This is a genomic window from Chiayiivirga flava (genome assembly GCF_014202825.1).
Lineage (GTDB): Bacteria > Pseudomonadota > Gammaproteobacteria > Xanthomonadales > Xanthomonadaceae > Chiayiivirga > Chiayiivirga flava.
The window spans coordinates 65,592-84,133 of the sequence record NZ_JACHHP010000003.1 but is presented as its reverse complement, the minus strand read 5'-3'; the positions used below and the strand labels follow the sequence as shown (position 1 = coordinate 84,133).

Annotated in this window: 11 protein-coding genes and 1 tRNA gene; 3 read left to right on the top strand and 9 right to left on the bottom strand. The window is 69.0% G+C overall.

Annotation, left to right across the window (positions count from 1 at the left end; all coding sequences use genetic code 11):
- Positions 1–136: 136 nt before the first annotated feature.
- From lysS to HNQ52_RS08915, 5 genes are all read right to left on the bottom strand, one after another.
- Positions 137–1,663: a lysine--tRNA ligase gene (gene lysS, locus HNQ52_RS08935; protein ID WP_183960798.1), complete on the bottom strand. Its 1,527-nt coding sequence runs from the start codon at positions 1,661–1,663 to the stop codon at positions 137–139.
- Positions 1,664–2,000: 337 nt separating this feature from the next.
- A protein-coding gene (gene prfB, locus HNQ52_RS08930) for a peptide chain release factor 2 (RefSeq protein WP_183960797.1) occupies positions 2,001–3,129 on the bottom strand; the annotation gives its coding sequence in 2 pieces (ribosomal slippage) (positions 2,001–3,053 and positions 3,055–3,129; 1,128 coding nt in all).
- Positions 3,130–3,184: 55 nt separating this feature from the next.
- The gene (gene recJ, locus HNQ52_RS08925) at positions 3,185–4,924 is read right to left on the bottom strand and encodes a single-stranded-DNA-specific exonuclease RecJ (protein ID WP_183960796.1); all 1,740 of its coding nucleotides are present in this window, start codon (positions 4,922–4,924) and stop codon (positions 3,185–3,187) included.
- A gap of 2 nt (positions 4,925–4,926) precedes the next feature.
- Positions 4,927–5,889, bottom strand: a complete 963-nt coding sequence (locus HNQ52_RS08920; protein WP_183960795.1) for a phosphoglycerate mutase — start codon at positions 5,887–5,889, stop codon at positions 4,927–4,929.
- A gap of 112 nt (positions 5,890–6,001) precedes the next feature.
- The gene (locus HNQ52_RS08915; RefSeq protein ID WP_183960794.1) at positions 6,002–8,641 is read right to left on the bottom strand and encodes a TonB-dependent receptor plug domain-containing protein; all 2,640 of its coding nucleotides are present in this window, start codon (positions 8,639–8,641) and stop codon (positions 6,002–6,004) included.
- A 346-nt stretch (positions 8,642–8,987) separates the two neighbouring features.
- On the opposite strand from HNQ52_RS08915, the gene HNQ52_RS08910 reads away from it, so the two are divergent.
- Complete coding sequence (locus tag HNQ52_RS08910; protein ID WP_183960793.1) at positions 8,988–9,920, top strand: helix-turn-helix transcriptional regulator; 933 nt, start codon at positions 8,988–8,990, stop codon at positions 9,918–9,920.
- A gap of 111 nt (positions 9,921–10,031) precedes the next feature.
- Here HNQ52_RS08910 and HNQ52_RS08905 read toward each other — a convergent pair whose 3' ends face one another.
- Together HNQ52_RS08905 and hisS are read right to left on the bottom strand one after the other, a co-directional pair.
- Positions 10,032–11,930 (bottom strand): HAL/PAL/TAL family ammonia-lyase, encoded by a 1,899-nt coding sequence (locus tag HNQ52_RS08905; RefSeq protein ID WP_183960792.1) that lies wholly within the window; start codon positions 11,928–11,930, stop codon positions 10,032–10,034.
- Complete coding sequence (hisS, locus tag HNQ52_RS08900; RefSeq protein WP_183960791.1) at positions 11,927–13,321, bottom strand: histidine--tRNA ligase; 1,395 nt, start codon at positions 13,319–13,321, stop codon at positions 11,927–11,929. The genes HNQ52_RS08905 and hisS overlap by 4 nt, the downstream gene beginning before the upstream one ends.
- 151 nt (positions 13,322–13,472) lie before the next feature.
- On the opposite strand from hisS, the gene HNQ52_RS08895 reads away from it, so the two are divergent.
- Positions 13,473–13,549 (top strand) — tRNA-Pro (locus tag HNQ52_RS08895).
- A 174-nt stretch (positions 13,550–13,723) separates the two neighbouring features.
- Here HNQ52_RS08895 and HNQ52_RS08890 read toward each other — a convergent pair.
- Entirely contained in the window at positions 13,724–14,344 is a 621-nt protein-coding gene (locus tag HNQ52_RS08890; protein ID WP_183960790.1) for a hypothetical protein, read from the bottom strand.
- 295 nt (positions 14,345–14,639) lie between these two features.
- Between HNQ52_RS08890 and HNQ52_RS08885 the strand changes: the two genes are divergently transcribed.
- Positions 14,640–16,979, top strand: a complete 2,340-nt coding sequence (locus HNQ52_RS08885; protein ID WP_183960789.1) for a penicillin acylase family protein — start codon at positions 14,640–14,642, stop codon at positions 16,977–16,979.
- Positions 16,980–17,243: 264 nt separating this feature from the next.
- On the opposite strand, the gene HNQ52_RS08880 is transcribed toward HNQ52_RS08885, so the two are convergent.
- Entirely contained in the window at positions 17,244–18,503 is a 1,260-nt protein-coding gene (locus HNQ52_RS08880; RefSeq protein WP_183961173.1) for a glutamate-5-semialdehyde dehydrogenase, read from the bottom strand.
- Positions 18,504–18,542: the final 39 nt, after the last annotated feature.

Genomic DNA, 18,542 nt, shown 5'->3' with positions numbered 1-18,542 from the left:
CTCCGCTCTGCTGTGCTGTGCATCGAAGTTGCCTTCGATCGATACTGCGTCGACCGAAGAAGCCCTTCTCCCGCGCAGCGGGGGAAGGTGCCGGCAGGCGGAAGGGGGATTGCGTCCTCTGCGCGTGACCCGCAACCTACCCCGCGACCGGCCGCATGTACGGAAACAGCAGCACATCGCGGATCGAATCGACGCCAGTCATCATCATTACGACCCGATCGATGCCCACACCAAGCCCCCCGGTTGGCGGCAGACCCACTTCGAGGGCGCGGATGTAATCGGCGTCGAAGTGCATCGCCTCGTCGTCGCCGCCCTCCTTGGCTTCCACCTGTGCGAGAAAACGCGCGGCCTGGTCTTCGGGGTCGTTCAACTCCGAGAACCCGTTTGCCAGTTCCTTGCCGTTGATGAACAGCTCGAAGCGGTCGGTGTAGCCGGGTTCGGCATCGGATGCGCGCGCCAGCGGCGAGACTTCCACCGGGTGCGAGGTGATGAAGGTCGGCTGGATCAGGGTGGGTTCGACCGTCGCCTCGAAGATTTCCAGCAGCAGCTTGCCCCAGCCGTACGAGGGCTTGACGCGGATGTTCAGGCGTTCGCAGTGCCGCAGCAGCGCGGCGCGGTCGGTGCAGTCCGCGACGCCGATCTCGGGATTGTGGTGGCGCACGGCTTCGTCCATGCGCCAGCGGCGGAACGCGGGGCCGAGGTCGATGTCAGCGCCGTCCCAGGTCACCCGCGTGCTGCCGAGCACCTCTTGCGCCACGTCGCGCAGCAGGTTCTCGGTGAGATCCATCACCTCGTCGTAGGCGACATACGCCTCGTACAGTTCGAGCATCGTGAATTCGGGGTTGTGCCGTGTGCTCACGCCCTCGTTGCGGAAATTGCGGTTGATTTCGTAGACGCGCTCCAGCCCGCCGACAACCAGACGCTTGAGATACAGCTCCGGCGCCACGCGCAGGTAGAGCTGCAGGTCGAGCGCGTTGTGGTGCGTGACGAAGGGCCTGGCCGTGGCGCCGCCGGGGATGTAGTGCATCATCGGCGTTTCCACTTCGAGGAAACGGCGCGCATCGAGCCACTTGCGCATCGCGCGAATGATCTTCGAGCGCTTGACGAACACCTCGCGCGCCTCGGGCGAGACGATGAGGTCGACGTAACGCTGGCGGTAGCGCTGTTCGACATCCGACAGGCCGTGCCACTTGTCCGGCAGCGGACGCAGCGACTTGGTCAGCAGACGCAACCGCGACGCACGCACCGACAGTTCGCCGGTCTTGGTGCGGGTGAGCAGGCCACGCACGTGCACGATGTCGCCGACGTCCCAGCCCTTGAAGGCGTCGTAGGTCTCGCCCAGCGCGCCGGCCTGCAGGAACAGCTGAATCCGGCCGGATTCGTCCTGGATCTGCGCGAAGCTGGCCTTGCCCATCACGCGCTTGGCCATCAGGCGACCGGCCAGCGCCACCTCGCGACCGAGCGCGTCGAGGGCCTCGGTGGTCCAGGTGTCTTCGTCGACGTACTCGGCCTGCAGGTCGCCGGCGTATTCGCTGCGGCGGGCGTCGTTCGGAAACGCGATGCCGGCGGCGCGCAGGGTGTCGAGTTTGCTGCGACGCTCGGCGATGAGCTTGTTTTCGTCGACGGGGGGGTGCGACTGGTCGGGGGTGGTCTGATTGTTCATGGAGTTGGCGCCGGACAATGTCGTGTGGATGCTGTGAGGCCGCGGTGATGTTCACCACGACACTTCGACACCCCTCTCGTCATTCCCGCGCATGCGGGGATCCAGTGACCTTTCTCGGTTCTTGTCGACTTTGATCTTGCTGTGGTCGTATGAGAAACGAACACGGCAGAACCAGGAAGGGTCACTGGATTCCCGCATTCGCGGGAATGACGGTCTGGTGGGGATGACGCGGGGCGGAGGTCGCGGCTTCGGGCGGGCGTGGTGGGCTGAAGCCGAGTGTTTCCGCCGTGAAGCTGCAACCGCGTCGCGAAAGGAAAAACGTCAACGCACGGCGAGCTTACGCCGCGTCGCTCCGTTTCGATCCCGCTTCCAGGCCGGCCTTCAGGCTCGCCTCGACGAATTCGTCGAGATCGCCGTCGAGCACCTTCTGCGTGTCGGAGCGTTCGATGCCGGTGCGCAGGTCCTTGATGCGGCTCTGGTCGAGCACGTAGTTGCGGATCTGGCTGCCCCAGCCGATGTCGGACTTGGTCGCTTCCACCGCGTCGCGTTCGGCGTTGCGCTTCTGGATCTCGAGTTCGTACAGCTTCGCCTTCAGCATCTTCATCGCGCGGTCGCGGTTGGCGTGCTGCGAGCGCTCGGTCTGGCAGGCGACGATGGTGTTGGTGGGCACGTGCGTGATGCGCACCGCCGATTCGGTCTTGTTGACGTGCTGGCCGCCGGCGCCGGACGAGCGGTAGACGTCGGTCTTGAGGTCGGCCGGGTTGATCTCGATCTCGATCTCGTCGTCGACTTCCGGCGAGACGAACACCGAGGTGAAGCTCGTGTGGCGGCGGTTGTCGGAATCGAACGGGCTCTTGCGCACCAGGCGGTGCACGCCGATTTCGGTCTTGAACCAGCCGTAGGCGTAGTCGCCCTCGACGCGGAACGTCGCGGACTTGATGCCCGCCACTTCGCCGTCGGAGGCTTCCATCAGTTCTGTCTTCCAGCCGCGGCCTTCGGCCCAGCGCAGATACATGCGCAGCAGGATTTCGGCCCAGTCCTGCGCCTCGGTGCCGCCGGCGCCGGCCTGGATGTCGACGAAGCAGTTGGCCGCGTCCATCTTGCCCGAGAACATGCGCTGGAATTCGAGCTTGCCCAGATGGGTCTCGAACCCGTCGATGTCGGCAAGCACGGCCTGCGCGGTGGCGTCGTCGTTTTCCTCCTGCGCAAGATCGAGCAGGTCGCCGGCCTCGGCGAGGCCGTCGCTCAGCTCGCGCAGGCCGCCGACGATTTTCTCCAGCCCCGCGCGTTCGCGCCCGAGCTGCTGCGCGCGCGCGGGGTCGTTCCAGACGTCCGGACTTTCGAGTTCGCGCGTGACTTCCTCGAGCCGCTCGGCCTTCAGATCGAAGTCAAAGATACCCCCTGAGCGTCGCGAGACGCTCGCTGAGGTCGGCAATGCGGGACCGGATGGGATTGAGTTCGAGCATGGCGTGCTGCGGTGCGGAATGGGCCGCGAATGGTAGCAGACGGGCGTCGCAGCGCTCAGCCGGCGTGCGCCGGCAGCCGCAGCCGCACGAGCAACTGCACGCCGTGGCGATCGCGCCAGTCGTCGAGTTCGAGCTGGTAGGCCAGGTGCACGCGCGCTGGCGGCGGGTCGCCGCGCCAGCCGTCGAATTCGATCGCATCGAGCGGTTCGCCGCCGTCGCGATGGCGCAACGTCAGCTTGAGGTGCGCGGTGCCCACCGTTTTCCACGATTCGACCGTGAATTCGTCGTCGAAGACCGGTTCCGGGAATCCCTGGCCCCACGGACCGGCGTAGCGCAGGTCTTCGGCCAGCGCGCGGCACAGGTCGCCGCGATCGAGCGCGCCGTCGGTCCACAGTTCGGCCTGCAGCGCGGCGGCGTCGAGCCGGTGCGCGGCGAGCGCGTCGAAGGCGGTCGTGAAGCGCGGGAGTTGCGACGGTGCGAGCGTGAGGCCCGCCGCCATCGCATGGCCACCGAAACGCACGATCAGGTCGGGATCGGCGGCGGCCAGATCGGCGAGCGCATCGCGGATGTGGAAGCCGCGGATCGAGCGCGCCGAGCCGCGCAGCAGACCGTCGTCGCCGCCGGGCGCAAATGCGATAACGGGCCGGTGCAACGAGTCCTTGAGCTTCGAAGCCACCAGCCCGATCACGCCCGGATGCCACTGCGCATCGAACACGGCAACGCCGTGCGGCAGCGCACCGCCGACACGGCCGAGCCAGCGCTGCACCATCGCATCGGCCTGCTCCAGCATCTGCTGCTGCAGGTCGCGGCGCTCGCTGTTGATGGCATGCAGCTGGGCGGCGAGCGTGGCGGCGACGGCCGGATCGTCGCAGAGCAGGCATTCGACGCCGAGCGACATGTCGTCGAGCCTCCCGGCGGCATTGAGCCGCGGCGCCACCGAGTAACCGAGGTCGGATGCGTTCAGCCGATCGGCGCGGCGGCCGGCGACGTCGATCAAGGCACGCACGCCTGGTTGGCCGTGGCCCGCACGAAGACGTTTGAGGCCGGCCGCGACGAGCACGCGGTTGTTGGCGTCGAGCGGCACCATGTCGGCCACGGTGCCGAGGGCGACGAGATCGAGCAGCACGGACAGATCGGGCTCGGCAATGCCGCGCGTCGCGAACCAGCCCGCCGCACGCAGTCGCGCGCGCAGCGCGAGCAGCAGATAGAACACCACGCCGACGCCGGCCAGCGCCTTGCTCGGAAACGCGTCGCCGCGCAGGTTGGGATTGACGATGGCGTCCGCGACGGGCAGCTCGTTGCCCGGCAGGTGATGGTCGGTGACGATCACGCGCAATCCTGCAGCACGGGCCGCCGCCACGCCACGCAGGCACGCGATGCCGCTGTCGACGGTGAGCAGAAGGTCCGGCCGCGCCTCGCCCAGGTCGGCGACGAGTTCGGGCGAAAGACCGTAACCGTGCGTCATGCGATGCGGCAGGCGGAAGCCGACGTTGCGCGCGCCGAGCAGGCGCAGGCCGCGCACGGCCACCGCGGTACCGGTCGCGCCGTCGGCGTCGAAGTCGCCGATGACGAGGATGCGGGCGTCGTCGCGCAACGCCGTCTGCAGCAGCTCCACGGCGGCATCAAGGCCCCCCAGTTGCGACGGCGCCAGCAAGGCCGCAAGACGCGGCTCGGTGTCCGCCTGCGATGCGAGCCCGCGCGCGGCGTAGACGCGGCGCAGCACCGGGTGCAGCGCGTGGCACTGATCGAGCCCGGTGGCCGGGGCACGCCGCCGGATGCGGGTCGGGGAAGGCACGCTCAGGATGGCGTCGCCGGGGGGCGGCGCCAGAATCGCCAACGGTGCGCGGGTGCGTAGCGCACGCGCAGCCCGTCGGCGAACAGCAACTCAATCGTATCGAGCCGACCGCGCCGCTGCTGCGCGAACAGCGGCGCGAGCCAGCGTCGTTCGAGTGCGGCTCGATCGCGGACATCGCGCAGGTCCAGCATCGTGCCGGCATCGATGTGGCCGACCTCGACGACGCCGGCATCGGCCCGATCGCCGTCGCCCGTGTCCAGGTCGGCGACGGACATCGCGGCCAGACCGGCCAGTGCGCGCAATACCGGGTCGCCGCTGTGCAGCGTGGTCCATGCCGAGCGCACCGAACCGGGCAGCGTGCCTCCGCCCCAGAACCACAGCGTATTGACCGTCACCCTGCCCTGCGCCGCGCGCGCCGCGTTGACCGGATGGTTGTGCAGGATCACCTGGGCCTCGTTGAGCAGGCGCCGCCAGCGCCGGCCCGGCTCGCCCTGCGGCAGATGGTTGTAGAGATCGTCGCCGAGCACGGCGTCCGGAGCCGCAAACGCCGGCAACTGCACCTCGCGCGGCAGCATCAGGTACCAGCGCCCGGGATGCGGGGCCGAAATCGGGAAGCCTTCGTCGCCGAACAGCGGACGCAACGGTTTGAGCAGTGCTTCGACTTCGTCCGGCGTGAGCCCGAGATCGCCGCAGGCGAGCAGCCGACCCATGCCCATGTCGGCGCGCACGTGCCCGGGATCCGCCCGCAGCCAGGCGTTGAGCGCGGCATCGCGCGCGTCGTGCTCGCGGCTAAGCGCGGCGGGGGACAGGTGGCGCGGAACGATATCGAAGGCCGCGTGCATCTGCGCTGCCGCGCCGTCGGGAACGGTGGACGAATCGCCACGCGCAAGCAGACGTTGCAGCGTCGGGGCGGAGGAGGGATCGCCGCCAAGGCGGCGACGTTCCGGCAGCAGGAGCAGTGGCATGGACACCGACGCAGAACAAGCTGCAGCGATTCTAGCGCGGTAGCGGTGGCCGAACGGCACACGGCCCGCAGATGCGGGCCGTGTGGTATCGCGGTGCAGAGGATGCTGCGGATCAGAACTTCTGTTCGTAGCGCACATACGGGACGCGGCCGAGGAAGTCGTACTGACTGTTGAGGTAGAAGGGCGACGTGAGTACGAAGTTGTCGAGCGGCGGTGCCTTGTCGGCCACGTTGCGGACGCCGACGGTAACCTTGCCGTTCCACGGCGCCGACCAGGTGGCCTGCAGATTCCACTTGGTCCACGACGGAATGTTCACTACCACATCTTCGTTTTCGATCTCGACCTCGTCCGAGCTGTCGCCGATGTAGTCACCGACGATGCCGACGGCGAAATCACCGAGCGACCAGTCCAAGTGCAGTTGCGCGCGCGTGTCCGGGGTGAAACCCGAGCCGGTGATCGCATCTTCAAACGGGAAGCCCGGGAACGACGAGGTTTCGAACTTGTCGACGTAGGTCACGACGAACTTCGGCGAGAACACACCGAGGTCGGTGTCCAGACGGTAGTCGACTTCGAAATCGTAGCCGGCGGTCTTGAAGCCGCCCAGGTTCAGCGGCGCGCGGTTGACGATCTGGATCGCACCGGTGGCCGGACTGCGGGTCACGAGACCATCGACCAGCGCATTGCCTTCGGCTTCCAGATCGAGGATGCGCTGAAGCGTCAGCACCGCAGCCTGGTTCTCCAGTTCGACATTATAGTAGTCCAGGCTGAAGGTCAGGTTGTCGAGCGCGCTCCACACCACGCCCGCGCCCCAGTTCGTCGAATCTTCCGCTTCGAGGTTCGGGTTGCTGCCGGTGCGGTTTTCGTATTGGCGGACCGTGCAGGGGTTGAACGGCGCGCTGAAATCGGGCACTCCGCCATTGCAGGCACGCGTGTCGCGCGCACCGTTGAACGACTGCACGCCCGACTGGTACAGGCTCGCCAGGTCCGGCGCGCGGAAGCCGGTGCCGTAGGAGGCACGCAGCAGCAGCGATTCGATCGGACGGAAGTCGAGCGAGACCTTCGGGTTGGTGCTGTTGCCGAAGTCGTTGTAGTGGTCGTAACGCGCCGCGATCGACAGGTTCAGGTTCGACAGCAGCGGCAGCGCCATTTCGGCGAACACCGCGTACTGGGCACGTTCGCCCTGGGCGTTGCCGCCCGCGGTGCCCGACACGTTCAGCGCGGCGGACTGCGCGTCGACGAGGTCGGCGAAGTACGTGTCGCGGTAGTCGAAGCCCACCGCGATGCCGGCCGGGCCGTTCGCCATCTCGAACAGGTCGAACGACAGCAGGCCGTCGATGCCGACGTCACGCGTGACCGAGTTCTGCAGGATCGTGTGGCTGAGTGCGCCGACCGCGGCCTGGAACGCCGGGTCGTTCGGGTTGCCGAACGGGTTGAACGTGCCCTCGTCGATCGCCGACTGGAGCGGCGGACGCAGCAGGTAGCCGGTGCCGATCGAGTCGATCTCGTAGCGGTTGTGGCGCGCCGCGATTTCCCACTCGGCGCCGCCGAACAGGTCCATCTGGCCTTCGAGGCCGAACAGCACGTCGAGCATGTGGTCGCGCACGGTGCTGTCGCGGTTGCCGCCCGCCACGAAGCGGTACAGCAGCGTGGCGTCGCCGCCGAACGGGTTGTTCGGGTTGTCGCCGCGCATGGTCGGGAACGGACCGGTGACCGGGGTCGCGGCGTAACGGCCGAACGACTCGCCCGAGTTCGCCATCACGCGGGTGAACGCGCTGACGTTGTCGGTGAGCTGGAAGTTGCCGTTGACCATCGCCGATTCACGGCGCAGCGACGCTTCGTTCGCCGAGACCGCGGCGTAGTTGAAGCGGCACAGCGCGCCGTAGGCGTTCTCGACCACGACCGAGTTCGGGAACAGCGGGTCCGAACCGAGCGCCGTCGGGCACTGCGGGTCCGGGAACGCGCCGACGAAGTCGCCGGAGAACGAACCGTCGGTCGACGAATACACGTACGCCGAACCGGGGAAGCCGAACGCGGACAGGCCCACCGCCGGATCCAGGCCCGGGACGCCCGTGGCGCGGTCGCGGTTGAAGAAGATGTCGCGTTCCTGATGGTCGATGACGAAGGTCAGGTTGCCGCGGTCCGACGAGATGCCGCCGGTGATCGAGGCCGAGTTCGCATCGGGCTCGCCACGGGTCGGACGCTCGATCTGGCCGGTCAGCGTCAGGCCCTCGAAATCCTTTCGCAGGATGATGTTGACCACGCCGCCGACCGCGTCGGAGCCGTACAGCGCCGAGGCGCCGTCACGCAGGATTTCGATGCGCTCCACCGCCGCGAACGGAATCGCGTTGAGGTTCTGCGCAGCCGCGCCGAGCACCGGCGACGACGCGATGCGACGGCCGTCGAGCAGAATCAGCGTGTACTCCGAACCGATGCCGCGCAGCGAGATGGTCGCCTGCGACTGGGCGGTGTTGCCCGAGGACTGCACGAACGAACCCAGGGTGTTGAAGGTCGACGAACGCAGCACGTCCGCCACCGACACGTCGCCGGAGATTTCAAGATCGGCGCGATCGATCACGGTGACCGGGTTCGGGCCTTCGATGTCGACACGCTTGATGCGCGAGCCGGTGACTTCGATGCGGTCGAGGGTGGCGGCATCGTCTTCGTCCTGCGCGACGGCGGTGAAGGCGATCGGCAGGGTGAGGCCGATGGTCAGCGCGCGGCGGATGGCCGTGCGCAGCGGGGCGTGGTTCATGTGTCTCTCCATGAGTGAGCAAATCCGGGCAGTCCGCCGAGGCGTCGTTCACAACGCATCTTTAACAAGCGGCGCGCGCACAGTAGTCGGTGGGGAGCACGGGACGGAGCCGCGCAATTCGATTTGCGTAGGCGCCGATAACGATTTCAATCGTCGGTGCTTAGCAATCCGGCAGCCGGCCACGAAACGGATGGGAGGTGCATTCACCGATGCGGAGCATTGCGGCGGCAGCGCGCCATGCGCTCCGGCCTGCACGGGGCGCGTAGGTCAACTCAAACGCACCGCCTCCTTCCATGCGTGGGAGCGGGCGCTGCGCAACCCGAGGCCACTGAAAGGACGCCCATCCATGCCTGCATCGCTCGCGCTCGATCCGACGGAATCCACGACACGCGCACTCGCCGCCCCGCCACCGGGCCCGAATGCGCTCGCGTCCGGGCCCTCCATTCCGCCCTCGATGCTGCTGTCGCTGCACGACAACCTCGGGCGTCTGCCCGAACTTCCCGATCACGCCACGCTCTGGATCTGCCTGCGAGGTGCGTTCGCGATCGACAGCCGCGATGGCCCGTTCCTGCTGACCGGCCGGCATTACCTCACCCTGCCGTGCGACTATCGCGCCAGCGTACTCCCCGGCTACGACGGCGTGGGTCTGCTCGTTGCCGTGCCGCAGGCTGCGTTCGGCCGGGCCGTGTTCGCGCTGCAGCCGCGTCGCGGTCTGCAGCGCATGCCGTACGCGTTGTGTAGCCGCGCCCCGGCCAGCCTGATCGCCAGCACGTTTGCCTGTCTGCGCCATGCCGCCACGTGGGAGCCGCAATGGCGCGCGTTCCAGGCCTTGCAGCTCATGCATGCAGCGCTCGCGGCACAGAGCGAAATCGCGGGCTGGCTCGCGCGCGCGCCCGGCCGCACGGAAAAGCATCGCCACATGGCGTTGCAGCGCCTGCTGCACGCACGCAACCGCATCCTGAACGCACCGTTCGACGAACACGACATGGATTCGCTCGCGCAGGCCGCGCGGTACTCCAAGTCGCACTTCATCAAGGCGTTCCGCGACGTGTTCGGCGAGACGCCTGGCGCACTGCACGTGGCGGCACGCATCGAGATGGCGAAGCTGCTGATCGCTCGCAGCGGGCTGTCGATCGGCGAAATCGCGGCGGACCTCGGCTACGGCAGCCGATGCGCGTTCTCGCGCAGCTTCAAGCTGCACACCGGCATCAACGCGACGGTGTTCCGCAGGGAAGGCGAACGCCGCAGTGGCGCGCAGCTGGCGATGGCAGGCGCCTGACGTCGGCGCCCGCCGCCGCCGCAGCAAGTACGGCAGGGCCTGCGGGCCCGGCGTCCGGCGCGCAGCGCGCGCCGCGGGCAACGCCTCGCAGCCCTGTGCGGACGCTCGAGGTCAAGGCGCGCGCAACAGGTCGCCACTGTCGACCAGCGCGCAGATCCGCGCGACATCGCCATCCATCGCACGGTCGCGCTGCATGAAGGCGATGTCCTCGCGCACGCGCGCCCACGCGCGGCGCACCGGCGCGGACGGCTGGAAATCCCCGCTGCCGGCCAGTTCCCGCATCAGCGCCTCGCATTCGCTTGCGAACTGCGCGTGGTGCTCGTGTCCGGGGCGCGGCGCGTTGGTGACCTTGGCGGCCAGCTGCATCGCGTCGCCACGCCGCGCGAGTGAGCGCGCCGCCTCGATCATGTCGCGCCGGTAGTCGAGCGCCTGCGCCGCGGTGTAGATCTCCAGCGCCAGCACGTGCGACAGGTCCGCGGTCATGTCCAGCACGTGCCGCGCCTCGTTGGCGCCCATCGAGACGTGGTCTTCGGCATTGGCGCTGGTCGGGATCGAATACACGGACGCCGGATGGGCGCGGCTGCACAGGTCGTTGACCAGCGCCGCGGCGCTGTACTGCACGATCATGAAGCCCGAATCGGTGCCGTCCTCGTTTCCGATCAGGAAGGCCGGCAGGCCGTCGCTCGTCGCTGGATCCACGAGCTTGTTCAGGCGCCGCTCCGAGATGCTCGCGAGCACCGGAATCGCGGCCTTGAGGTAACTCATCGCCAGCGCCAGCGGCATGCCGTGGAAGTGGCCCGCGCTGATGACGCGCGCCTCGATCGGCAGATCGTCGCCCGGCAGGTCCGGAAACAGCAGCGGATTGTCGGTGACGGCATTGAGCTCGATGTCGATCACGCGCGCGGCCTGCGCCAGCGCGTCGCGCACCGCGCCGTGCACCTGCGGGATGCAGCGGATCGAATAGCTGTCCTGCGGCTGGTGCTTCTTGCCGCCGCGGAACGGCAGGAACCGGCGGTAGAAGGCCTCGCGCCCGTGGCGCTGGTTGGCCGGCACCCAGTCCCAGGCGATGTCGAAATGGCGCGCCTGGTCTTCGGGCGTCTGCCACGCGTCCGGTTGCCAGGTGCGGAAGCGCGGCACGAGGTGGTAGTCGATGTCGACCAGGGTCGAGCCGTCGAGCAGCGCGCGCAGGTTCGCCGCCGTTTCCACCTGGCCCGGATGCGGGCGCAACGCGTGCACCTTCTCGTCGAACGCGCGCGCACGGCCCGCGAAGGCCTCGATCGTCATCGCCGCGGCCAGATCGGCCGTCCGCAGCAGCATCTGCATCCGCTCGATCGCGAGCACGCCGGTGGCGAGCATCTGCGCGGTGCCGTTGTTGAGCGCGAGACCTTCCTTGAACGAAAGCCGCACCGGCGCAAGACCCGCACGCCGCAGCGCCTCCGCACCGGGCAGCCGCTCGCCGCCGACGAAGGCCTCGCCACCGCCGAGCAGCACGAGCGCGAGGTGCGACAGCGGCGAGAGATCGCCGCTCGCACCGACCGATCCCTTCTGCGGAATCACCGGCACCACGTCGCGATTGATCAGCTCGGCGAGCGCCTGCAGCGTCGAGGCACGGATGCCCGAATGCCCGCGCATCAGCGTGTTGACGCGGATCACGAGCATCGCGCGCACCACGTCCGGCGCGAACGGTTCGCCCACGTTCACCGCGTGCGTGATCACGAGGTTGCGCTGCAGCTCCTCCAGCAGCGTGCCGTCCGGCGCGTCGGCACGCGAACCGGGCAGCTCGTCGCGCACGCGATGCGCGCCGAGCAGCTTGTCGGCGTTGCTGCCGAAGCCGGTGGTGACGCCGTAGATCGGTTCCTGCCGCGCGACCTGTTCGGCGAGGAAGTCGGCCGCGCGCTGCACGCGCTGAAGCTGCGCGGCATCAAGCTGCACGCGCGCGCCGTCGCGCGCCACCGCCAGCACCTGGGCCCGCGTCAGCGACGCCCCGTCGAGCCTGACGGCCGTGCTCATGCGCCCGACCCCGGCATGGCCATCGCGCGTGCCTGTTCGAGCTCCACGCGCAGCGTGCGCGCAAGCTCTTCGCGCGCAACCTCGAACTGTTCCTGCTTGCGCAGATCCTTGATCGCCACGGTGCCCTTCGCTTCTTCCGCCTCGCCCACCACCACCACGAAGCGGATGCCGGCGCGGTCCGCGTACTGGAACTGCTTGCCGAGTTTCTTCGCTTCCAGCTGCACTTCGGTATTGATCCCCGCGGCGCGCAGTTCGCCCGCGATGGCCAGGTACAGCGGCAGGCGCGCCTCGTCCATCTGGCTGACGAGCACCTCGACCGTGCTGTCGGCGGTGTCGACCAGCCCGGCCTCGCGCAGCTGCCAGAACAGTCGCGTGAGTCCGATCGAGATGCCCACGCCCGGCAGGTGCGATTTCGTGTAGTGCCCGGCGAGGTTTTCGTAGCGGCCGCCCGAGCAGATCGATCCGATCTGCGGATAGTCGTTCAGCACGGTCTCGTAGACGGTGCCGGTGTAGTAGTCGAGGCCGCGCGCGATGGAGAGATTGATCGCGTAGTTCGCTTCCGGCACGCCGAGCGCACGCACGAGCTCCAGCACCTCGCGCAACTCGGCGATACCCTGCCGGAACGTCGCGCTGCCGCTGCCGAGCGCATCGAGCTTGGCCAGTGCATCGGCATGCCCGGAGGAGCGGATCTGCACGAAGTCGAGGATCTTCTGCGCCGCATCGGCGGACAGGCCGAACTCCGCGCCGGTGAGCGTGTCGCGCACGTAGTCCGGGCCGCGCTTGTCGAGCTTGTCGACCTCGCGCAGCATCAACGCCTGGCGTTCGCCGTCGTCGACGCCGAGGTTCTCGAAGAAACCGCGCATCAGCTTGCGGTTGTTGAGCTGGATGGTGAACGCGCCGATGTCCAGTTCGCTGAAGACCGCGTGGATGACGGCCGGCAGCTCGGCGTCGTAGCGCACGCTCAGCGCGTCCTTGCCGATCACGTCGATGTCGCACTGGTAGAACTCGCGGAAGCGCCCGCGCTGTGCGCGTTCGCCGCGGTAGACGCGCTGCATCTGGTAGCGGCGGAACGGGAAACTCAGGTCGTGCTCGTGCTCGGCCACGTAGCGCGCCAGCGGCACGGTGAGGTCGAAGCGCAGCGCAAGCTCGGGCACGGCATCGGCGTCCGCGTTCTGCAGCGCGCCGGTGGACTGCACGAAGTACACCTGGCGCTCGGTCTCGCCGCCGGACTTGGTCAGCAGCATTTCCGACAGTTCCATCACCGGCGTTTCCACCGGCAGGAATCCGAAGCGCTCGAAATTGCGCCGGATCGTGTCGAGCATCTGCTGGAACGCGATCTGGTCGCGCGGCAGCAGCTCCATGACGCCGGGCGGGGTGCGGGGCTTGATCAAGGCGAAAGTCCGAGGCCGTGGTTAGCCCGCAAGTTTACCCGCCCGCCCCCGGCGAAGCAGCGCCACGGCGCCTCCCGGCGCGGCCGGCAGCCACCGGGCACGCGGCGCTTGCCTCGCGCGCCGGGCATGCATACAATGCACGGCTCCGAATCGGGGTGTAGCTCAGCCTGGTAGAGCGCTACGTTCGGGACGTAGAAGTCGCAGGTTCAAATCCTGTCTCCCCGACCAACGGTGTTGTATATCGTCGATCAAGCCGGCCTCGTGCCGGCTTTTTCGTGTCCGGGCCCGGGATGCCGCCCGACGCACGCCAGCCCATGTCCCGGTGCGTGCCGCGGTGTCGGAACGATCGGGCGCCGCCCGGCGCGACGCCTGTCATCATTTCGCTGCGCGCCGGCCCCTTCCTCAGGTGACCGCCTCGAACCCGTCGCGGAACAGGTTCTGCGTCAGTGCCTGGTACTCGATCGCCAGCCCCTGGATGTAGAGCGTGCCATCGCACGAATCGAGCGTGCTGCTCCGGAACAGGCCGAGGATGAAGGTGTCGCCGCCCGCAAAGGGTGGCCGCGGCACGAAGTTGAAGCGGAATTTCGTCTCCATCGACAGCCGGTTGTCGTTCGGCGCCAGCATCGTCGCGTCCTTGATCAGCGCGCCGTTGTCGTTCAACGCACCCGGACGTGCCCAGTTGACGTTGTTGTTGCGCAGATCGATGACGCACGAGATCGCCTGGCTGCGCCAGACCACGCGCAAATAGATTTCGGTTCCGGGCGCGTAGTCGTCGGGCAGGGTGAAGCCGATGCTGAACTTGCTCAGGCCGCCCGACGGATCGGGCATGGCGATCGCGCCGAGGCTGCCTTCGGGCGAAAAGCCGATGCCGTAGGTCGCGCCCGGCCCGCTGCTGCTGCCCTGTGCGATGTCGCTGCCGTAGGGGTTGATGCTCATGCGCCGGGTCACGGTGCCTGCCTGTGCGTCCAGGCACACGAGCAACGCCGTCGCCAGAGCAAGAGTCCGGGGGAGCGGGATTGCCATGAGGGTCTCCTTCGTGCCGTCGCCGTTGCGGCGATCGCTCCGGTGGATACGGAGCGGCACGAATGCAGCGGACATTCCCGCCCTCCGTACCCGGCCCGAGCGGCATGGCCGATAGACAACGTTCGCCGAAAGTTCGGCTGCACGCGCACCGCGGATCGCGTGCAGCGGCGCGGCCGGCGCTGCCGCACCGCGTCCGTACGTGTGCACGACGATCGACGGGCGTTACCATCGGCGACTCTCGGAGACCAGTCATGCCGAACACCGTCGTACCGCGCGTCGCAATGAGGTGGCATCCATGAGCTGGCTGCGACGTGGCCTCATCGCCGTGTTCGCGCTGGCGCTCGTGGTGCTGATCGGCGCGACGTTGCTGCTGCGCGGCAGCCTCGCCACGCTGGACGGCACGCAGACCCTGCCCGGCCTGTCGGCACCGGTGCGCGTGGAGCGCGATGCGCTCGGTACCGCCAGCATCGTCGCCGCCGATGCCGCGGACGCCGCGCGTGCGCTGGGCTACGTGCATGCGCAGGAGCGCTACTTCGAGATGGACCTCCTGCGCCGCAGTGCCGCGGGCGAACTCGCCGCGCTGTTCGGGCCGATGGCGATCGAGCGCGATCGGCAGGTGCGCGTGCATCGCATCCGTGCGCGCGTGCAGCGCGACATCGATGTCGTCTTCGGCGAGCGCCGCGATGTCATCGCGGCGTACCGCGACGGCGTCAACGCGGGGCTCGCCGATCTTGCGGTGCGACCGTGGCCGTACCTGCTGCTCGGTGCGGCACCGGAGCCGTGGCAAATCGAGGATTCCGCGCTCGCCGGCTACGCGATGTACTTCGATCTGCAGGACGAGGCGAACCGCGGCGAACTGGCACGCACGCGCCTGCGTGCCGCCGTTCCCGAAGCGCTGTACCGGCTGCTGACGCGCGACGGCACCGCGTGGGACGCGCCGCTGCAGGGCGAGGCGCGCGGCGATGCGACGCTGCCCGACGCCGGCACGCTCGATCTGCGCGTGTTGCCCGCCACCGCGCTCTCCGCGGCGGAGCGCACCGAACTGCACGCAACGCAGGTCGTGGGCAGCAACAATTTCGCCGTCGCCGGTGCGCGAACGACGGACGGCCGAGCGCTGGTGGCGGACGACATGCATCTTGGGCTGCGCGCACCGGCCTTGTGGTTCCGCGCGCGCCTGCAGTACGCCGATGCGCAGGCACCCGGCGGCACGGTGGACGTCGGCGGTTTCAGCCTGCCGGGACTGCCGGTGATCGTGGTCGGCAGCAACACGCATGTCGCGTGGGGCTTCACCAACAGCTACGGGGACTGGCTCGACTGGGTGCGGGTGCCGTCCGATGCGCCGGTCGAGACCATCGTCGAAACCATCACCGTGAAGGGTGCCCCCGCGCAGACGCTGACCGTGCGCGAGACCGCGTGGGGGCCGATCCTGCACGACACCGCGGACGGTCCGCTCGCGCTGCTGTGGACCGCCCACCGCAGCGGCGCGCTCGATCTGGGCCTGCTGCGGATGAACCACGCGGCGGACCTCGATGCCGCCGTGGCCATCGCGCGTGAAGCCGGCATGCCGGTGCAGAACATGGTGGCGGGCGATGCGCGCGGACGCATCGCGTGGGTGCCGGCGGGACGCGTTCCCAGACGCGTGGGCGACTGCGATCCCACGCTGGCGCTCGACCCCGCCCGCGGCTGCGACTGGCAGGGCTGGCTCGCGCCGTCCGAGCTGTCCGCGCTGGCGTCCGTCGACCCGCCCGACGGCCTGCTGTGGACCGCCAACGCGCGCGTGGCCGACGGCGAGGCGCTGCGCCTGATCGGCGACGGCGGCTACGACCTCGGCGCACGCCAGCGGCAGATCCGCGATGCGCTGCAGGCGACGGCGCGCGTCACCGAAGCCGATCTGCTCGCGCTGCAGCTCGACGACCGCGCGCTGTTCCTCGAACGCTGGTGGCAGCTGCTGCGCGACACGGTTGCCGGCAGCGACGATCCCGCGCTGCGACGCCTCGCCGACGCCAGCCGGACCTGGGAGGGGCGCGCCGCGCCCGCGGCGGTCAGCTACCGGCTCGCGCGCGGCTTCCGGACGCACGTCGTCGATGCGGTCGCCGCCGGCTATCTCGCGCCGGCGAAAGCGCGGCTGGGCGAGGACTTCATTCCGCCGCCGCTGGCGCAGTTCGAAGGCCTGGTGTGGCCGCTGCTGGAGCAACGTCCGGCGCACCTGCTGCCGCCGCCGCACGCGAGCTGGGAGGCGTTGCTCGCGGACGCGGCGCGTGCGCTGGACGCCGATCTGACCGCGCCCGGTGCGAACCTCGCCGACCGCACCTGGGGCGAACGCAACACGGCCGCGATCTGCCATCCGCTCGCGGCCGCCCTGCCCCGCCCCGCACGCTCCTGGCTGTGCATGCCGCCCGATCCGCTGGCCGGCGACAGCAACATGCCGCGCGTCGCCGCGCCGGCGTTCGGCGCGAGCCAGCGCATGGTCGTGTCGCCGGGGCACGAGGCCGACGGCATCATCCAGATGCCGGGCGGCCAGAGCGGACATCCGCTGTCGCCGTTCTGGGGCGCGGGGCACGCCGCGTGGGTGCGCGGCGAGGCGTCGCCGTTCCTGCCCGGGGAGACACGCTACACGTTGACGCTGGAGCCCTGACCTGCGATTCCGTGCTCCGTCGTTTTGCCGGTGCCGAGCTGACGTATCGCGCTCGCGCCAACTCTCCAGCATGAATTCCTTCTCCCGCCGGGAGAAGGTGCCGGCAGGCGGATGAGGGAGCCAGGTCCCGGACTGCCGAGTTGCCTCGTCAGATCATGCGTCCGCCCTGTCGCGCATCGAAACGAGGAAACGCCAGGATCAAGAATCGGGCAGCATCAAGAACCAGACTTGCTGCCACCCCTCTGTCCTCGAACGAGAAGGACTTCAACGCGTGCTTCGGCTCTCCGCGTGCCGCACCTGACCCTCGCCACGCACGACGAATCGCTCGATCGTCAGCGCTTCGGCACCCATCGGGCCGTACGCGTGCAGTCGCGTGGTCGAAATGCCGATCTCCGCGCCAAGTCCCAGCTCGCCGCCGTCGGAAAAGCGCGACGACGCGTTCACCATCACCACTGCCGACCGCAGCGCGTGCACGAATCTCGCCGCCGCTGCGTCGTCGCGGGTGACGATCACCTCGGTGTGGTCGGAGCCGAAACGCCGCACATGCGCGATTGCCGCATCCAGATCGTCGACCACGCGGATCGCCAGGATCAGGTCGAGGTACTCCGCCGCGTAGTCCGCGTCGTCCGCAGGCGCGGCGTCCGGCACCAGCGCCCGGGTGCGCTCGCACCCGCGCAGCTGCACGCTCGCGGCACGCAACGCATCGGCCGCGCGCGGCAGGAACGTCGCCGCGATGTCGGCATGCACCAGCAACGTCTCGATCGAATTGCAGGCGCTGGGCCGGCTGCGCTTGCCGTCGATCAGCAGCGGCAGCGCCACCGCGAGGTCGGCGTCGGCGTCGACGTAGAGATGGCACACGCCCTTGTAATGCTTGATCACCGGCATGCGGGCATGCTCGGTGACGAAGCGGATCAGGCCCTCGCCGCCGCGCGGGATCACCAGGTCGATGCTGTCGCCCTGCTGCAGCAGGGCGAGCATCGCCTCGCGGCGCAGATCGTCGACCAGCGTCAGGCTCTCGCGCGGCAGGCCGGCGTCCGCGAGGGCATGCTGCAGCGAGGCGGCGATGGCGCGGTTCGAATCGATCGCCTCCGAGCCGCCGCGCAGGATCACGGCATTGCCGGCGAACAGGCACAGCGCCGCGGCGTCGGCGGTCACGTTCGGCCGCGCTTCGTAGATCATCGCCACGACACCGAGCGGCACGCGCACGCGCTCGACGGACAGTCCGTTCGGGCGCACCTCGCGCCGCGTGACCAGGCCGACGGGGTCGGGCAACGCCGCCACCTCGCGCACGGCCCTGGCGACGCCGGCAAGACGCGCAGGATCGAGCCTCAGGCGGTCCAGCATCGCGCTGCCGATGCCCTTGTCGCGCGCGCGCGCCATGTCCTGCGCGTTGGCGGCGAGGATGGCATCGGCATCGTGCTCGAGACGGGCGGCCATCGCGCGCAGCAACCGGCGCTTGGCGTCGGTGCCGAGCATCGCGATCTGTGGCGAGGCCTCGCGGCACGCGCGCGCGATGTCGGCCATCGGACCGTGGGTCGGTGTCATCGAGGGATCGACGTTCGG